General features: G+C 62.8%; 15 protein-coding genes. 8 read left to right on the top strand and 7 right to left on the bottom strand.

Translation table 11 applies throughout. The features are described from left to right. Position 1: 1 nt before the first annotated feature. Positions 2–673: a TetR/AcrR family transcriptional regulator gene (locus tag GIB19_RS14720; protein ID WP_027593524.1), complete on the bottom strand. Its 672-nt coding sequence runs from the start codon at positions 671–673 to the stop codon at positions 2–4. A gap of 180 nt (positions 674–853) precedes the next feature. Here GIB19_RS14720 and GIB19_RS14715 point away from each other — a divergent pair, with 180 nt between their 5' ends. Next, a complete protein-coding gene (locus GIB19_RS14715) occupies positions 854–1,738 on the top strand; it encodes a DMT family transporter (RefSeq protein WP_274886986.1) in 885 nt (294 codons plus the stop codon). A gap of 8 nt (positions 1,739–1,746) precedes the next feature. Here the strand turns inward: GIB19_RS14715 and GIB19_RS14710 are convergent, their stop codons facing one another. Next, positions 1,747–2,631 carry a hypothetical protein gene (locus tag GIB19_RS14710; RefSeq protein WP_099429141.1) on the bottom strand — a complete coding sequence of 295 codons (885 nt, stop codon included), beginning with the start codon at positions 2,629–2,631 and terminating at the stop codon, positions 1,747–1,749. Between the two features lie 217 nt (positions 2,632–2,848). Here GIB19_RS14710 and GIB19_RS14705 point away from each other — a divergent pair, with 217 nt between their 5' ends. The 5 genes from GIB19_RS14705 to GIB19_RS14685 all read left to right on the top strand — a co-directional run bounded on the left by GIB19_RS14705 (position 2,849) and on the right by GIB19_RS14685 (position 7,901). Next, entirely contained in the window at positions 2,849–3,829 is a 981-nt protein-coding gene (locus tag GIB19_RS14705; RefSeq protein WP_274886984.1) for an aliphatic sulfonate ABC transporter substrate-binding protein, read from the top strand. 16 nt (positions 3,830–3,845) lie between these two features. Next, complete coding sequence (locus GIB19_RS14700) at positions 3,846–5,237, top strand: LLM class flavin-dependent oxidoreductase (protein ID WP_186680174.1); 1,392 nt, start codon at positions 3,846–3,848, stop codon at positions 5,235–5,237. A 106-nt stretch (positions 5,238–5,343) separates the two neighbouring features. Next, positions 5,344–6,180, top strand: a complete 837-nt coding sequence (locus GIB19_RS14695) for a bifunctional allantoicase/(S)-ureidoglycine aminohydrolase (RefSeq protein ID WP_027593529.1) — start codon at positions 5,344–5,346, stop codon at positions 6,178–6,180. A gap of 101 nt (positions 6,181–6,281) precedes the next feature. Then, a complete protein-coding gene (locus GIB19_RS14690) occupies positions 6,282–6,887 on the top strand; it encodes an START domain-containing protein (protein WP_027593530.1) in 606 nt (201 codons plus the stop codon). A gap of 90 nt (positions 6,888–6,977) precedes the next feature. Further along, positions 6,978–7,901 carry a LysR substrate-binding domain-containing protein gene (locus GIB19_RS14685; RefSeq protein WP_274886981.1) on the top strand — a complete coding sequence of 308 codons (924 nt, stop codon included), beginning with the start codon at positions 6,978–6,980 and terminating at the stop codon, positions 7,899–7,901. A 48-nt stretch (positions 7,902–7,949) separates the two neighbouring features. On the opposite strand, the gene GIB19_RS14680 is transcribed toward GIB19_RS14685, so the two are convergent. Then, positions 7,950–9,368 (bottom strand): amino acid permease, encoded by a 1,419-nt coding sequence (locus tag GIB19_RS14680; protein WP_274886980.1) that lies wholly within the window; start codon positions 9,366–9,368, stop codon positions 7,950–7,952. Between the two features lie 379 nt (positions 9,369–9,747). Further along, entirely contained in the window at positions 9,748–10,170 is a 423-nt protein-coding gene (locus tag GIB19_RS14675) for an Lrp/AsnC family transcriptional regulator (RefSeq protein ID WP_027593533.1), read from the bottom strand. A gap of 193 nt (positions 10,171–10,363) precedes the next feature. Here GIB19_RS14675 and GIB19_RS14670 point away from each other — a divergent pair, with 193 nt between their 5' ends. Both GIB19_RS14670 and ctlX read left to right on the top strand, forming a co-directional pair. Continuing rightward, positions 10,364–11,416, top strand: a complete 1,053-nt coding sequence (locus GIB19_RS14670; RefSeq protein WP_099429136.1) for an ornithine cyclodeaminase — start codon at positions 10,364–10,366, stop codon at positions 11,414–11,416. Positions 11,417–11,449: 33 nt separating this feature from the next. Beyond that, positions 11,450–12,409: a citrulline utilization hydrolase CtlX gene (gene ctlX, locus GIB19_RS14665; protein WP_172960355.1), complete on the top strand. Its 960-nt coding sequence runs from the start codon at positions 11,450–11,452 to the stop codon at positions 12,407–12,409. 111 nt (positions 12,410–12,520) lie between these two features. Here ctlX and sodC read toward each other — a convergent pair whose 3' ends face one another. From sodC to GIB19_RS14650, 3 genes are all read right to left on the bottom strand, one after another. Next, positions 12,521–13,036: a superoxide dismutase family protein gene (gene sodC, locus GIB19_RS14660; protein ID WP_027593536.1), complete on the bottom strand. Its 516-nt coding sequence runs from the start codon at positions 13,034–13,036 to the stop codon at positions 12,521–12,523. A gap of 120 nt (positions 13,037–13,156) precedes the next feature. Next, positions 13,157–14,104 carry a FecR domain-containing protein gene (locus tag GIB19_RS14655; protein WP_274886979.1) on the bottom strand — a complete coding sequence of 316 codons (948 nt, stop codon included), beginning with the start codon at positions 14,102–14,104 and terminating at the stop codon, positions 13,157–13,159. Beyond that, a complete protein-coding gene (locus tag GIB19_RS14650) occupies positions 14,101–14,616 on the bottom strand; it encodes a sigma-70 family RNA polymerase sigma factor (RefSeq protein ID WP_085274256.1) in 516 nt (171 codons plus the stop codon). Before GIB19_RS14650 ends, GIB19_RS14655 begins: the two co-directional genes overlap by 4 nt. Position 14,617: the final 1 nt, after the last annotated feature.

Here is a 14,617-nt window from a genome sequence, read left to right as displayed (position 1 = left end):
CTCAGGCGCGGATGTAGCGGATGACTGCGTCACAGATCATGTTCTTGTGGCGCTGCTTGATCTCGTCGTCGGCGAGGTCTATTTGGAAGATCTCGCCGAAGGTGTGGCGGTTCGACACCCGATAGAAGCAGAACGAACTCATCAGCATGTGCAGGTCGATGACCTCGATCCCGGAACGGAACACGCCTTCCTGCTCGCCCCGACGCAGGGTGCTGCCGAGCGCTTCGAGCACCAGGCTGCTCATCTCGCGGATGACCGGCGACTGCTTGACGTACTCGCCATAGTGAATGTTTTCGGTGCAGATGATGCGCACGAAATCGACATTGCGGTCGTGGTGATCGAAGGTGAACTCCACCAGGCGACGGATCGCCTGCTCGGCCGGCAGCGACTCCAGGTCCAGGCTTTGTTCGGTCTTGCGAATATCACCGTAGAGCTTGACCAGGCACTCGACGTACAACTGCTCCTTGCTGCCGAAGTAGTAGTAGATCATGCGTTTGGAGGTGGCGGTGCGCTCGGCGATGGCATCGACGCGCGCGCCGGCCAGACCCTGCTGGACGAACTCGTTGATGGCGGCCTGAAGGATGTCCTCGCGCGTTTTCTCGGGGTTGTTCTTGCGCGACTTGCGCACCCCTTCGATCTCAGGCTGGCCGAGGCTGACTACGGAATCACTCATACCCACTCACAGGCTGTTTATTGGAATGAGGGGATTATCCGTGAGCGCGGCCATGCAGGGAAGCACGCTGTTGGTCGGGTAGCCATCAAAGGGCATTACAGGCAAACCACTGGCGGCGCTTGTAGTCACGCCCTTCAACCCGCTAGCCTGCGTTCCTCTGCCTCGGACGGACCCTGCCCCATGCAACCGCGTGACCTTGCCGCTTACCTGTTTCTGGCCATTGCCTGGGGCTTTTCCTTTCTGGTGGTGCTCAAGACGGTGCACGCCTTTGGGTGGGTCGGCGCGGTCAGCCTGCGCTCGCTGATTGCCGGCAGTACCTTGGCCGTGCTGGGCGCGGTGTGCGGCCGTGCCTTGCGCCTGCGACCGTTGCTGAAACCGCTGCTGGTGATCGGCGCCACTACCGTGGCCGGGCAGTTGATCGGGATGTCTTACGCCACGCCACGGATCGGCACCGCCATGGCGGCGATCTTCGTGGCCACCATCCCGCTGTTCTCGATGATCATCGGCCGTGTCTGGGGGCTGGAAAAAATCACTCTGCAAGGCCTCATCGGCCTGCTGCTGGGCTTTGTCGGCATCGCCATGCTGGTGGGGTTTCCGGCCCAACCGGTCAACGACGTCTTCATCCACGGCTGTATCGCGTCGCTGTTCGGTGCCTTGAGCGCTGCGTTCGGCAGCAACTACGCCAGCCTGCACGTGCGTGGCCAGGACCCATGGACGGTGACCGGCGGCGCATTCCTGGCCGGCGGCCTGATGACCTTGCCGCTGTTGCTGGTGGTGCCCGTGCCTAGCGAGCCCCAGGCCAGCGACTGGATTTACCTGCTGATCAGCGGCGGGGTCATGAGCGCTACCACGTATGTGCTGTTTTTCGGCCTGGTCGCCCGTATCGGTGCCACCCGCACCATCAGCGTAGAGTTCGTGGTCACCCTGGTGGCGGTGCTGGTGGGGGCGTTGTTCCTCGATGAAACCTTGAGCCTGCTGCAGGTCGCCGGCGGTGGGGTGATCCTGCTCGGCTGCATGCTGGTGCTGGGCTTGCTGCCCGGGCGCAAGCAACGCCTGCCGAGCTGAACGATTGGTCAGTCACGCTGCGCGGTGCTGCGCTCCACCGGTGGGGTCAGGTGCAGCACGCGGTTGCGCCCGCCCTCAGCCAGCAGGTAGCCGCCCTTGCCATCGGCGACGATTGACTGGGGCGCCTTGAGGAACGACAGCACAGTCTGGCGCGAGCCATCGGCGTCGATACGCAGCAGGCGGGCGCGGTGCGTGTTGTCTTCGCTGATCCACAAACCGCGCTGGTCGCAGAACAGGAAGGTTGGGTTACGCAGGCCATCGACCACCACCGGGTCCTGGCCGTCTTCGGACAACGCGCGGACCTTGCCGTTGGCTTTCTCGGTATACAGCAGGCGGCCATCGCTGCAGCGGGTCAGGCCTTCGGTTTCGGTAAGCCCGGAACGCAGCACGTCAAGCTGGCCAGTGCGCCAGTCATAGCGCATCAAGCGGCCATTACCCTTGCGGTCCTCGATGGCATAGAGGTGATCGCCCTCGTTCCACAACCCTTGCACGCTTTCGCCGTCGAACAGCCGGGTCACCTGGCCATCACGCGACAGGCTGACCGGCGCGAACCCCCCTTCCTGGCTGAACACCCAGCCGCCGTCGACGGCGACCATGCCGTCAGGTTTGGACAGGTTGTCGATCACCACGACCCGGTCGCCCTGGGCGGTGATCTTGAGGATGCTGCCTTTGCCGTCGTCCAGTTCGCGGCTGACCAGCAGGCTGCCGTCGGCTTGCGGCAGCAACGAGGCTGCTTTGGCCACGTCGCGGTGCAACACCTCGACGTCCCAGCCGCTGGCAGCCTGGACCGGATAGAAACTCTGCCAGGCAAAGAAGCCAAGCGTGGCCGCGAGCAGGCTGGCAGTAGCGGTCAGGGCGATGCGGGTGCTGCGCTTGCGCAGGGTGTGCGGCATGAAAAAGGCTCCTCAAACGTGATCGGGATCCTAACAAAGAGATGTGAAAAAAAAGTGATGGCACAGTGCCCTTATGTGCAAGCGCATGCCTCTAAACTACAAAAAGGATATAAAAATAACTAAACATTCTAACCAAATGGAATTAAAAAATTGAAAGCCAAACGCCACCTCCTTAGTCTGGGCGCACGGATTATCACCCTATTCCAGGAGCCCCCTCATGCCCACCCGTGCCTTTTCCCCCTTGCGCCGCCTGCTGATCGGCGGCCTGTTGGCCAGTGTCGCCAGCGCTTTGCTGCCCTGGTCCAGCGCCCTCGCCGAAGACGCCAAAACCCTGCGCATCGGCTACCAGAAATTCAACAGCATCAATATTCTCAAGGGCAGTGGTGCCCTGGAGAAGGCCCTCGCCCCGCAAGGGGTGACCGTCAGCTGGCACGAGTTCGCCGCGGGCCCGCAACTGCTCGAAGCGCTGAGCACCGGCGCTATCGACCTCGGCCACGCCGCCGACGCCCCCTCGGTCTTTGCCCAGGCCGCCGGCAAGCCAGTGGTTTACCTGGCCGCCGAGCAACCTTACCCGCGCGGTATCGGCCTGGTGGTGCGCGAACAGGACCACCTCACAGGCGTGCAGGACCTTAAAGGCAAACGGGTAGCCACCGGCCGTGGCTGGAACGCGCAATACCTGTTGGCCGTCGCACTGGAGCAAGCTGGCCTGAGCTACCAGGACATCACCCCCGCCTACGTCAATAACGCGGCTGATGCCGTGGCCGCCCTGCAATCGGGCAGCGTCCAGGCCGTGACCCTGTGGGACCCGTTCCTCGCCGCGGCAGAAAGCCAGCCGGGCCTGAAGAACCTGCGTGACGGCAGTGGCTTGTCCAATAACCGCACCTTCTACCTGTCCACCGCGGCATTCGCCGACCAGCACCGCGCCCTGCTGAAGACCTTCTTCGCCGAGCTGGGCAAGGTCAGCCAATGGGCCAACGCCAAGCCCGCCGACGTCGCCGCGCTGCTGGCGCCGCAGTTGGGGATCAAGGCTGATGTGCTGGAAGTGGCCAGCGAGCGCCGTAACTACAACGCCGTCGCCATCACCCCGCAGATCGTCGCCGAACAGCAAAAGCTGGCCGACACCTTCCAGGGCCTGGGCCTGATCCCGCGTAAGTTGCAGGTAGCCGATGCGGTCTACCCGGCTTCCGTGCTGCCGTGACCGGAGAATGACCGCCATGCCCCGCCCGATCCGCTTCAACGCGTTCAGCATGAACGCCGCCAGCCACCAGTCCCCCGGCCTGTGGCGCCACCCGCGTAACACCAGCGTGGCCTTCAACCGCCTGGGCTACTGGACCGACCTGGCCCGCCTGCTGGAGCGCGGCCTGTTCGACGCGCTGTTCATTGCCGACGTACTGGGCATCTACGACGTCTACCAGGGCGGCCCTGAAGCGGCCTTGCGCGGGGGTGTGCAGGTGCCGGTCAACGACCCGCTGCTGCTGGTCCCGGCCATGGCCGGCGTAACCGAGCACCTGGGCTTTGGTGTGACTTTTTCACTGACCTACGAACACCCCTACCCCTTTGCCCGGCGCATGTCCACGCTCGACCACCTGAGCAATGGCCGTGTCGGCTGGAACATCGTCACCGGTTACCTGGACAGCGCCGCGCGCAATCTGGGCCTGGCCCGCCAACTGGGCCACGACCAGCGTTACGACCTGGCCGAGGAATACCTGCAGGTGCTGTACAAACTGTGGGAAAAAAGCTGGGACGACGACGCGGTGGTGCTGGAGCGTGACAGCGGCCGGTATATCGACCCTTCCCGGGTCCACCCGATCGGTCACGTCGGCGAGCATTTCCAGGTGCCCGGCACGCACCTGTGCCAGCCCTCGCCGCAACGCACGCCGGTGTTGTTCCAGGCTGGCGCCTCGGCACGCGGCCAGCAGTTTGCCGCGCAGCATGCCGAGTGCGTGTTCATCAGCGGGCCGACGACCACGGTACTGCGCCGCTATGCCGATGGCATTCGCCAGGCCAGCGAAGTGGCCGGGCGTGGCCGCGACGAGGTGTTGATCTACGCCCAGGCACTGTTGATCGTCGCCCCCACGCGTGAAGAGGCCGAAGCCCGCTTTGCCGAGTACCGGGGCTATGTCGACCTGGACGCCGCGTTGGCCCTGCTGTCGGGCTGGACCGGTATCGACTTCGCCGGCCTCGACCCCGACGCACCGATCGAGTATGTCGAGAACGATGCCGGCCGCGCCGCCCTGGCCGCCTTCACCGCCGCCGACCCTAACCGCCGCTGGACCGTGCGCGAAGCGGCCGAATTCGTCGGCCTGGGGGGCCGTGGTCCGGTCCTGGTCGGCGCTGCCACTGACATCGCCGACCAGTTGGAAACGTGGCTGGACGAGACCGGCATCGACGGTTTCAACCTCACGTACGCGGTGCAACCGGATGACCTGGCCAACGTCGTCGAGCTGCTGGTGCCCGAGCTGCAACGCCGCGGCCGCTACCCCTTGCACTACCAGGACGGCACCCTGCGCCACAAGCTGTTCGGCCAGGGCGACCGCTTGCCGGAGCAACATGCAGGGCGCCAAGTTAGCATTCAGCAAGCAAATACCGGGTATTCCAACATTTAATTTGTAGATGGCACGCGCTCGACCCTATTCTGTCGGCACATCCCCTGCGCCGCACCGGCCGGTGCGGTTCACGGCACGGGGAGAGAACAACAAGTCGAGATCGTCCATGTCGAATCATTCCTACTTCGCCCCTCACGGTGGGCACCCGGCTCAAACCGAGCTGCTGACTGACCGTGCCATGTTCACCGAAGCCTATGCCGTCATCCCCAAGGGCGTGATGCGTGACATCGTCACCAGCCACCTGCCGTTCTGGGACAAAATGCGCATGTGGGTCATCGCCCGCCCATTGACCGGCTTTGCCGAGACCTTCTCGCAATACATCGTCGAAGTGGCCCCGGAAGGCGGCAGCGAGCGCCCAGAGTTGGACGTAAACGCCGAAGCCGTGGTGTTCGTGGTCGAGGGTGAGCTCGACATCACCCTGGAAGGCAAGCACCACACCCTGAAGCAAGGCGGCTACGCCTTCATCGCCCCAGGCGCCGAATGGAGCCTGCGCAACCACAGCAAGGCCAACGTCACCTTCCACTGGCTGCGCAAGCACTACCAGAAGGTTGAAGGCCTGGACCTGCCAGAGTCCTTCGTCACCCACCGTGACAACGCCACCGTCATCGAGATGCCAGGCACCGAAGGCCGCTGGAAAACCACCCGCTTCGTCGACATGGCCGACATGCGCCACGACATGCACGTCAATATCGTGACCTTCCAGCCGGGCGGCGTGATTCCGTTCGCTGAAACCCACGTCATGGAACATGGCCTGTACGTGCTGGAAGGCAAGGCGGTGTACCGCCTGAACCAGGACTGGGTCGAAGTCGAAGCCGGTGACTTCATGTGGCTGCGCGCCTTCTGCCCGCAAGCCTGCTACGCCGGTGGCCCAGGCAACTTCAGCTACCTGCTGTACAAGGACGTCAACCGCCACGTGCACCTGACGCTCAACCCACAGCGCTAAGCGTTTAGTTAAGCCCAGCCTGTTGGACCGAAGCCCGCCTCCCTGGCGGGCTTTCTGTTTGCCGCTCATACTGAACAATCCTGCCCTGCGCGGTGCTCATCATGAACCGCTACCGCCTGCTTGCCGCCTTGTTGCTGGCGCTGTCCAGTACCGTTCAGGCGACCGACGACTGGAACCTGGCCTACGACAGGGAAGGCATCCGTGTCTACCTCAGCGGCGACGGCGATTCCCCCTACCAGCAGTTTCGCGGTGTCAGCACCATGAAGGCCAGCGTACGCACGTTGACAGACCTGCAGGAAAACCTGCGCGTGGCCTGCAAATGGCTGTATGCCTGCGCCGAGATGCGCTTGCTGGAGGTCGACGGCGACAGTACCTGGGTCTACCTGACCACCAACCTGCCGTGGCCGACCCTGCCGCGGGACATCGTGGTCAAGGTGACCACCGAACAGCGCGACGACGGCACCCTGCTGCGCCACCTGAGCGCCGACCCTGGCAAGATCCCCGAAGTGGAGGGGCTGATCCGCGTGCAGCGCCTTAGTGGCCAGTGGGTGATGAAACCGCTGGGTGACAAGCAGACCGAAGTCACGTACCAGCTCAAGGCAGACCCGGCCGGGGATGTGCCGGGGTGGCTGGCCAACCGCTTTGTGGTGGATGCACCGGTGGTGACGTTGCGCACGCTGCGGGCGGTGGCCGAGCGCCAGCACTGAAGGCCTGCTGGCGACTACCACCCTGGCGGTTTTTCTGCCACTGTCTGGGCGCGACGCGGACCAGCGCGTCGCGCCTTGCCAGGACGTCGCATGAAAACACAAGAATACGGCAACAAGCACAAAGGCTACCGGCGCATCATCCCGTCGATGACGGCACTGCTCGAATTCGAAGCCGTGGCCCGGCACAACAGCTTCACCCTGGCCGCGCAGGAGTTGGGCGTGACCCAGGCAGCGGTGAGCAAACAGGTCAAGCAGCTCGAAGAAACCCTCGGCAGCCAGCTGTTTCAGCGCCTGCACCGGGGCGTGCGCCTGACCAGCGAGGGCCAGGCCCTGTATGCGGTCATTTCCGATTCGCTGCAAAAGATCGCCTCGGTCTTCGACCGCCTCAGCGAGGGTGGCAACGAGCAAGAACTGGTGCTGAGCTGCACCGCGACGTTTTCCCAGCTGCGGGTCATGCCGCGCCTGGGCACCTTGCGCACCGCCCTGCCCCACGTGCGCCTGCGCCTGGCCACACAGATGTTCATGGGCGACCTGCGCAATCACGATGTCGATCTGCTGGTGCGCTATGGCAACGGGCGCTGGGAAGACGGCACCGCGGTGCAGCTGTTCGAGGAAGAAATATTTCCGGTGTGTTCACCCGACTGGCTCACCCGCAACAGCCTGCCGGAGTCACTAGAAGGGCTGTACGGCGCCGACTTGCTCGATGCCGATGCCACGACCGAGGGCTGGATGACCTGGCCTACCTGGTTCCGCGAAGCGGGTGGGCACCCGCCCAAACTTCGCTACAGCCTGCGTTGCCACCTGTACGCCGACACCGTCCAGGCCGCGCTGCATGGGCATGGTGTGGCGCTGGGGTGGGGTCGAATGGTCGATCACCTGTTGGCGTCCGGTGAGCTGGTGCGCCTGACCGAGCTGGTGGTCAAACCCCGCGAGGCCTACTACTTGGTAGTGCCCCATGGCCGCAGCACTACCCCGACCACTCTGGGCTTGGTGGACTGGCTGCGCGACAGCTGAAAGCGGCAATGGCCGTGGGCGTTACCCCACGGCCAACTGCACTGCGTTTCAGGAAGCCGTAGCCGCTACTTGCCGCGCGCACACCTTAACCCGGTGCCGGTAGGCGAGCAGCAAACCGATGTACCACAGCGGCATCACATACAGCGCGGTGCGAGTGTCAGGCTCGAGCGCCAACAGGCACAACACGAAGATCAGGAACAGCTGCGCCGATGCCGCCGTCACTTTGCCCCCTGGCAGCTTGAACCTGGACTGCTCATGCGCCTTGGGGTTCTGGCGCCGGTAGGCAAAATAGGACATCAGGATCAGCGACCAGGTGACGATGATCATCACCGCCGAAATGGTCGACACCAACGTGAAGACCGTCATGACCTCCGGGATCACGAACAACAGCGTCAGCGCAATCGCCATGCACACCCCCGAAAACACCAGCGCCCTGACCGGCGTACCCGACCCGGACAGCCGCCCGAACGCAGTCGGCGCCTGTTGCTGGTGGGACAGGCCGTAAAGCATCCGCGACCCCGAATACACACCGCTGTTGGCCGACGAGGCGGCAGACGTCAGCACCACGAAATTGATGATGCCGGCCGCAGCCGGCAGGCCGCCCAGCAGGAACAGCTCGACGAACGGGCTGCGGTTTGCCGGCACATTCGCCCACGAGACCACGCTGATGATGCACACCAGCGAGCAGATGTAGAACAGCAGGATGCGCACGGGAATGGTGTTGATCGCTTTGGGCAGGGTCTTTTCCGGGTCCTTGGCCTCTGCGGCTGCGGTACCGATCAGTTCGGTGCCCACGAACGAGAAAATCGCGATCTGGAAGCCGGCGAGGAAGCCGAGAATGCCATGGGGCATGACCACGCCGGGTGCCACCAGATGGCTGAAGGACGCCGTGACCCCGGCTGGCGACGTGTAAGACGTGGCCACCATCACCAGCCCCGTGAGCACCAGCAGCACGATCGCGACAATCTTGATCAGCCCGAACCAGAACTCGACCTCGCCAAACGCCTTTACCGCTAGCATGTTCAGGCCCAGCAGCAGGAACATCGTGGCAAATGCCGGTAGCCAGGTGGGCACATCGGGGTACCAGTACTGGAAGAAGCCTGCCACCACGACCACATCACCCACCGCCGCGACCACCCAACTGAGCCAGTAGGACCAGCTGAGGATGAAACCGGCGCGCGGCCCCAGGTAGTTGTGTACCAGGTCTGCGAACGACTCCATGTGCAGGTTGGCCAGCAGCATCTCGCCCATCGCACGCATGATGCAGAACACGAAAAAGCCGATGATGGCGTACACCAGAATGATCGATGTGCCGGAAAGCGCGATGATCTTGCCCGAGCCCATGAACAGCCCGGTGCCGATCGCACCACTGATCGAAATGAGCTGAATGTGCCTGTTTTCCAGCCGTCGCTTCAGCGTACGGCCAGGCTGCCCAGTCGCGTCTTGCGAGTTGCACGTTTGCTGCATAGTTGACCTCTTATTCTTTTTCTGTGAAACCACATCCCTTCACTGCGCACTTTAATTGGTACGCACGTGCACACGTGTTGTAATAACAAGCGCAGCAGGCATGGGTATTAACGCAGACGGAAATACACGCCCCGATGAAACTTCTCATCAGGCTTAATTAATTATGAAAGCCCATCACACGTGCACGCCGATTAATCTGGTCATGCCCGGCAAGACGTTTAAACGTGAAACACAGGGTGCTGACGCTGTTTCATTTTGCCAGCCGTTGTGGTCAATCGGAACGCTACAGACTGCACACACGAAATGGGATTTGTTGCACTGTGAAAGGCCGGGGTGACAGTTTGCGCCAGGCGCCTGCCCATTCCGGCTATCGCAGTGATCACATCTTGAAGGTGGAGAGCAAAATGCTGGTCTCGGTGTTCTCGATGTGTTGTATCGAGCGAATCGTGTTCAACGCTCGGTCGAAGGCCTCAAGGGTGTCGGCCCGCAGCTCGGCCATCAGGTCCCAGCGGCCATTGGTGGTGTGAATGGCCACCACGTTGGGGTGCCCGCGCAGCGCGTGCTTGACCTCCGCAGCATGATGGCCGCTGATGCCGATGCTGGTAATTGCCCGTACGCCTTGCTCCAGGGCATCTGACCTGAGGCGAATCGTGTAGCCCATGATCACCCCTTGTTCCTCAAGCTTGGTGATGCGGTTCTGCACCGTTGCCCTGGCAACCTTGAGTTTCTTGGCAAGGGTGAGGATCGGCGTGCGTGCATTATCACGCAACAGCGCGATCAGTTCCCGGTCTACAGTGTCCATGGTGCCTGCCCATTAATCAGATTGTTATTCTGGGGTCGCAGATTGTCTAGAAAGATGACGAAACTGGCAACCTGCTCTCTTCAATTTGACGCAACCTTTCATCAAACTCTTCGTGCTGGCAACCCCTCAACAATCTTAAGCGTTCACCCTGCAGGCCTTGAGGTGAGAGCGCGCGCATAAAAGGTGCAAGAGCATGACGTATTTCATTGATGTTCCAACCATGTCCGATTTGGTCCATGACATTGGCGTAGCGCCCTTCATTGGCGAACTGGCCGCGGCCCTGCGCGAAGACTTTAAACGTTGGCAGGACTTTGATAAGTCCGCCCGTGTTGCCAGCCATTCGGAAGTGGGTGTGATCGAATTGATGCCAGTCGCCGACACGCATCGCTATGCGTTCAAATACGTCAACGGGCACCCTGCCAATACAGCAAAAGACCTTCATACCGTCATGGCCTTTGGCGTGTTGGCCGACGTGGCGACCGGTTACCCGGTGCTGTTGTCTGAACTGACCATCGCCACCGCCCTGCGCACTGCCGCCACATCGTTGATGGCCGCCCAGGCACTGGCCCGGCCGAACGCGAAAAAAATGGCGCTGATCGGCAACGGCGCGCAAAGCGAATTCCAGGCACTGGCCTTCCACAAACACCTGGGTATCGAAGAAATCGTCGCCTTCGACACCGACCCGCTGGCCACCGCCAAGCTGATCGCCAACCTCAAGGAGTACAGCGGCCTTACCATTCGCAAGGCCCGCTCTGTTGCCGAGGCGGTCAAAGGCGTCGACATCATCACCACGGTGACCGCCGACAAGGCCTACGCGACCATCATCACCCCCGATATGCTCGAACCCGGCATGCACTTGAACGCAGTGGGCGGCGACTGCCCAGGCAAGACCGAACTGCATGCCGATGTACTGCGTAAAGCCCGGGTGTTCGTCGAGTACGAACCGCAGACCCGTATCGAAGGTGACATCCAGCAATTGCCAGGCGACTTCCCGGTGGTCGACCTCTGGCGTGTACTGCGAGGTGAAACCGAAGGCCGCCAAAGCGACAGCCAGGTAACCGTATTCGACTCGGTGGGCTTCGCGCTCGAAGACTACACCGTACTACGGTATGTACTACAGGAAGCCGAAAAACGCGGCCTGGGTTCAAAAATCGACCTGGTGCCCTGGGTGGACGAAGACCCGAAAGACCTGTTCAGCCACACCCGCGGCCGCGCTGCCAAAAGCCGCATCCGACGCGTTGCATAACCCTACGGTCAGCTCTTAATTTCGGTATTCCAGATGGCATTTCCAACGCGTTCGATTCAAGCACCTGCGGCAGTGGTCATGGTCAGGCCGCACGCCTTCACCCCCAACCCGGAAACAGCGGCAGACAATTCGTTTCAGAGCACCCACCCTGACGTCGCCGCGCACGCCGTGGCCGATGTGGCGCGCGACGAAGTCACCCAGGCCGCGGGGCGGCTTGAAGCCGAGGGCGTGCGGGTGCACCTGTTCGACGACTTTGGCGAGCAGAACACGCCGGACTCGGTGTTCCCGAATAACTGGTTTTCCACCCACCCGGGCGGCCACATCGCGATCTATTCGATGTACTCGCGCAACCGCCGCCGCGAACGGCGGGCGGATGTCATCGAGATGCTCAAGCATGAGTACCGGGTGCAGGATGTGATCGACTATTCCGGGCTGGAACAGGACGAGCTGTTTCTCGAAGGCACCGGGGCAATGGTGTTCGACCATTTGTCCAGGGTCGCCTATACCGCCCGCTCCAACCGCGCCGACCCGATCGCCCTCGAGCGTTTCAGCACGCACTTCAACTTCGAGCCCATGGTGTTCGACACGGCCGACGAACAAGGCACGCCGATTTACCACACCAACGTCCTGATGTGCGTGGCGACTGAGTTTGCACTGGTGGGGTTTGACACGTTCACCAACCCGAGCCGTGCACAGGAGGTGCGCATGCGCCTGATCGAGTCAGGCCGTGATGTGATCGACCTGAGCAACCAGCAGATCAGCCAGTTTGCCGGCAACGCCATCGAGCTTTCTGGCCGCGATGGTCGAATCCTTGCGCTTTCGCGCAAAGCGTTCGACAGCCTTACGGGGGAGCAGCGTCAACGCATCGAGCGTTCGGCGCGGTTGGTACCTTTGGATGTGCCGACCATCGAGATGGCCGGGGGCTCGGTGCGCTGCATGATCGCCGGGATTCACCTGTCACCGAGAAGCTCACGCCCGCTTTCGATCAATTAATTGAAAGCCACCTGTAGGAGCAGCCTTGTGCTGCGAAGAGGCCGGTACAGCTGTTGCAGATGATGTGCCTGCAATGGCCTCTTCGCAGCGCAAGGCTGCTCCTACCCGCCGTTACTGCACAACCCCGCATGCCATCCGCGCACCACCACCGCCCAGTTTTTCCGGGTGGTCACTGTGGTTGTCGCCACCGGCATGCACCATCAACGCATGGCCTTTGAAGTCCGCAGCCTTGAGGCGTGGCGCGAGCACCGGATAGCTGGCCTTGCCATCGGCACCCACGTACAGCGCCGGCAAGTCACCCCGGTGGCCGCTGTCATCGTAGGGGCCTTTATGCGCCTGGGTCGAATCCGGGTCCCAGTGGCCACCCGCCCCGCCAGCAGGCACCGGCTTGCCGTTCTCCTCCGTGGGAGCACACGAGGCATTCTGATGCAGGTGGAAGCCATGCACGCCGGGTGGCAGGTCCTTGAGATCAGGGGTCAGAAGGGTGCCGTATTGGTTTTGCTCGATGCTGATGGTCCCGATCGACTTGCCTGGGCCGTCGGGGCCTGCCAGCTTGAGTTCCACCGTCTGGGCGGCCTGCGCAAGGCCGGTACTGGCCAGCAATGCAACGAAAAGCGCTGCTTTCATGTTGGTTCTCCATGGCGTGGGATGACGGGTGTCGTACCCAGGTAACAGTTGGGACTGCGCAGCCCGCCAGGTATTCCATTTGGCCACAGACTGAAACACTTACACGTGTGCGGTGTACCCTCAGGCAGGTTGCTTGCGCGGTGTCAGCGACACCCAGTAGCGGGTCCGGTAATGCACCTGCAGCGGCAGGCTGGCAGCCAACAAGGCAAGGATGCGGTCGTTGTCGTCGAGCTGGAAGGTGCCGGTCACGCTCAGGCGCTCCAGGGCCGGGTCCCAACGCAGCAGCCCGGGGCGATAGCGGTCGAGTTCGCGCAATACATCGCCCAAGGGCTGGTTGTCGACCATCAACAGGCCTTGCTGCCAACCCGGTAACTGCGCGTCGAACGCCTCTATAGGCCCTGCCCCGCTTGCAGCAAGGGTTACCCTCTGCCCAGCCTGCAATGACAGCGCGCCGCCCTGGGCCGTTTGCAGGCGCACGGCGCCATCGCTGACCGACACGCGGTAGTGCTGCCCTTGCTGACGCACGCAAAAACTCGCCTGGGTAGCAAAGACAGCGCCTTGGGCGGTCTGCACCTGCAACGGGCCGACGCAGTCCACGGCAATCTCACCCCGTACCAGTTGCACAACGTGCTGGCCGCCCTGCACAGATAGGTTCACCGCACTGGCAGTGTTCAAATGCACGCGCCCTCCGCCTGCTAGCACGTGGCCACGCCGTTCTCCGGTGGCGGTGTGCAGGTCGGCGCGCCAGCTGTCCACGGGTAGCTGACGGTAGCCATACCAAGCTAGCGGCGCCAGCGCGCCGATCGCCAGGGCCTGGCCCAGCAACTGGCGGCGGTCGGGGTCCGGGCGGTCCAGGCAGGCCACGGCAAGCGACGATGGCACAGCGGAAAACTGCGTGCGCAGGGCCTCGGCCTTTTGCCACAGCGCTTCATGGGCCGCGCTGCGTGCACGCCAGCGCTGTAGCGCGTCGACCTGGCCATCATCCAGTGGGCCAGCGTCCTGCAAGGCCAGCCACTGCGCGGCCTCGCGGGCCAGTTGACGAGCGCGAGCGTCGACGGGCGCGCTCACAACGCCACCAACAGGCAATGCGCGTACGCCTTGACCATATAGCGTTTGACCGTACGCTCAGAAACCTGCAAACGCTCGGCAATGGTTGCGTAGTCGACCCCTTCCAACTGCGCCCACAAAAAAGCCCGGCGCACGGCGCGTGGCAGGCCGTCGAGCAGTTCGTCCAGGGCCTGCAAGGCTTCAAGCAGTATCCAGCGTTGCTCCGGCGAGGGCGCCAGCGCTTCGGGCAGGTTGGCCAGGGCTTCCAGGTAAGCGCGCTCCAGGCTGCGCCGCTTGTAATGGTTGATCAGCAGCCGCTTGCCCACGGTCAGTAGATAGGCCCTGGGCTCACGCAGACTGGGTAGCGTCTGCCCGGGGTGCGCGGCGAGCACCCGCAAGAAGGTGTCCTGGGCCAAGTCGGCGGCCTCCCAGGCATCGCCCAGGCGGCGCGAGAGCCAGCCTTCCAGCCAACTGCGATGGTCGCGGTAAAGCGTGCCGAAGGAGGTTTCGTCTGCCGGGGTGGAGTCGGTCATT

Source organism: Pseudomonas sp. ITEM 17296 (assembly GCF_028895205.1).
GTDB classification, from domain to species: domain Bacteria; phylum Pseudomonadota; class Gammaproteobacteria; order Pseudomonadales; family Pseudomonadaceae; genus Aquipseudomonas; species Aquipseudomonas kermanshahensis.
This window is presented reverse-complemented; position numbering and strand designations above follow the sequence as displayed.

Excerpts from the sequence above, each read along its gene's own strand:
- GIB19_RS14715 (WP_274886986.1), top strand. The coding sequence starts at position 854 with ATGCAACCGCGTGACCTTGCCGCTTACCTGTTTCTGGCCATTGCCTGG.
- GIB19_RS14690 (WP_027593530.1), top strand. The coding sequence starts at position 6,282 with ATGAACCGCTACCGCCTGCTTGCCGCCTTGTTGCTGGCGCTGTCCAGT.
- GIB19_RS14675 (WP_027593533.1), bottom strand. The coding sequence starts at position 10,170 with ATGGACACTGTAGACCGGGAACTGATCGCGCTGTTGCGTGATAATGCA.
- GIB19_RS14695 (WP_027593529.1), top strand. The coding sequence starts at position 5,344 with ATGTCGAATCATTCCTACTTCGCCCCTCACGGTGGGCACCCGGCTCAA.
- GIB19_RS14710 (WP_099429141.1), bottom strand. The coding sequence starts at position 2,631 with ATGCCGCACACCCTGCGCAAGCGCAGCACCCGCATCGCCCTGACCGCT.
- GIB19_RS14650 (WP_085274256.1), bottom strand. The coding sequence starts at position 14,616 with ATGACCGACTCCACCCCGGCAGACGAAACCTCCTTCGGCACGCTTTAC.
- GIB19_RS14670 (WP_099429136.1), top strand. The coding sequence starts at position 10,364 with ATGACGTATTTCATTGATGTTCCAACCATGTCCGATTTGGTCCATGAC.
- ctlX (WP_172960355.1), top strand. The coding sequence starts at position 11,450 with ATGGCATTTCCAACGCGTTCGATTCAAGCACCTGCGGCAGTGGTCATG.
- sodC (WP_027593536.1), bottom strand. The coding sequence starts at position 13,036 with ATGAAAGCAGCGCTTTTCGTTGCATTGCTGGCCAGTACCGGCCTTGCG.
- GIB19_RS14685 (WP_274886981.1), top strand. The coding sequence starts at position 6,978 with ATGAAAACACAAGAATACGGCAACAAGCACAAAGGCTACCGGCGCATC.
- GIB19_RS14680 (WP_274886980.1), bottom strand. The coding sequence starts at position 9,368 with ATGCAGCAAACGTGCAACTCGCAAGACGCGACTGGGCAGCCTGGCCGT.
- GIB19_RS14700 (WP_186680174.1), top strand. The coding sequence starts at position 3,846 with ATGCCCCGCCCGATCCGCTTCAACGCGTTCAGCATGAACGCCGCCAGC.
- GIB19_RS14705 (WP_274886984.1), top strand. The coding sequence starts at position 2,849 with ATGCCCACCCGTGCCTTTTCCCCCTTGCGCCGCCTGCTGATCGGCGGC.
- GIB19_RS14720 (WP_027593524.1), bottom strand. The coding sequence starts at position 673 with ATGAGTGATTCCGTAGTCAGCCTCGGCCAGCCTGAGATCGAAGGGGTG.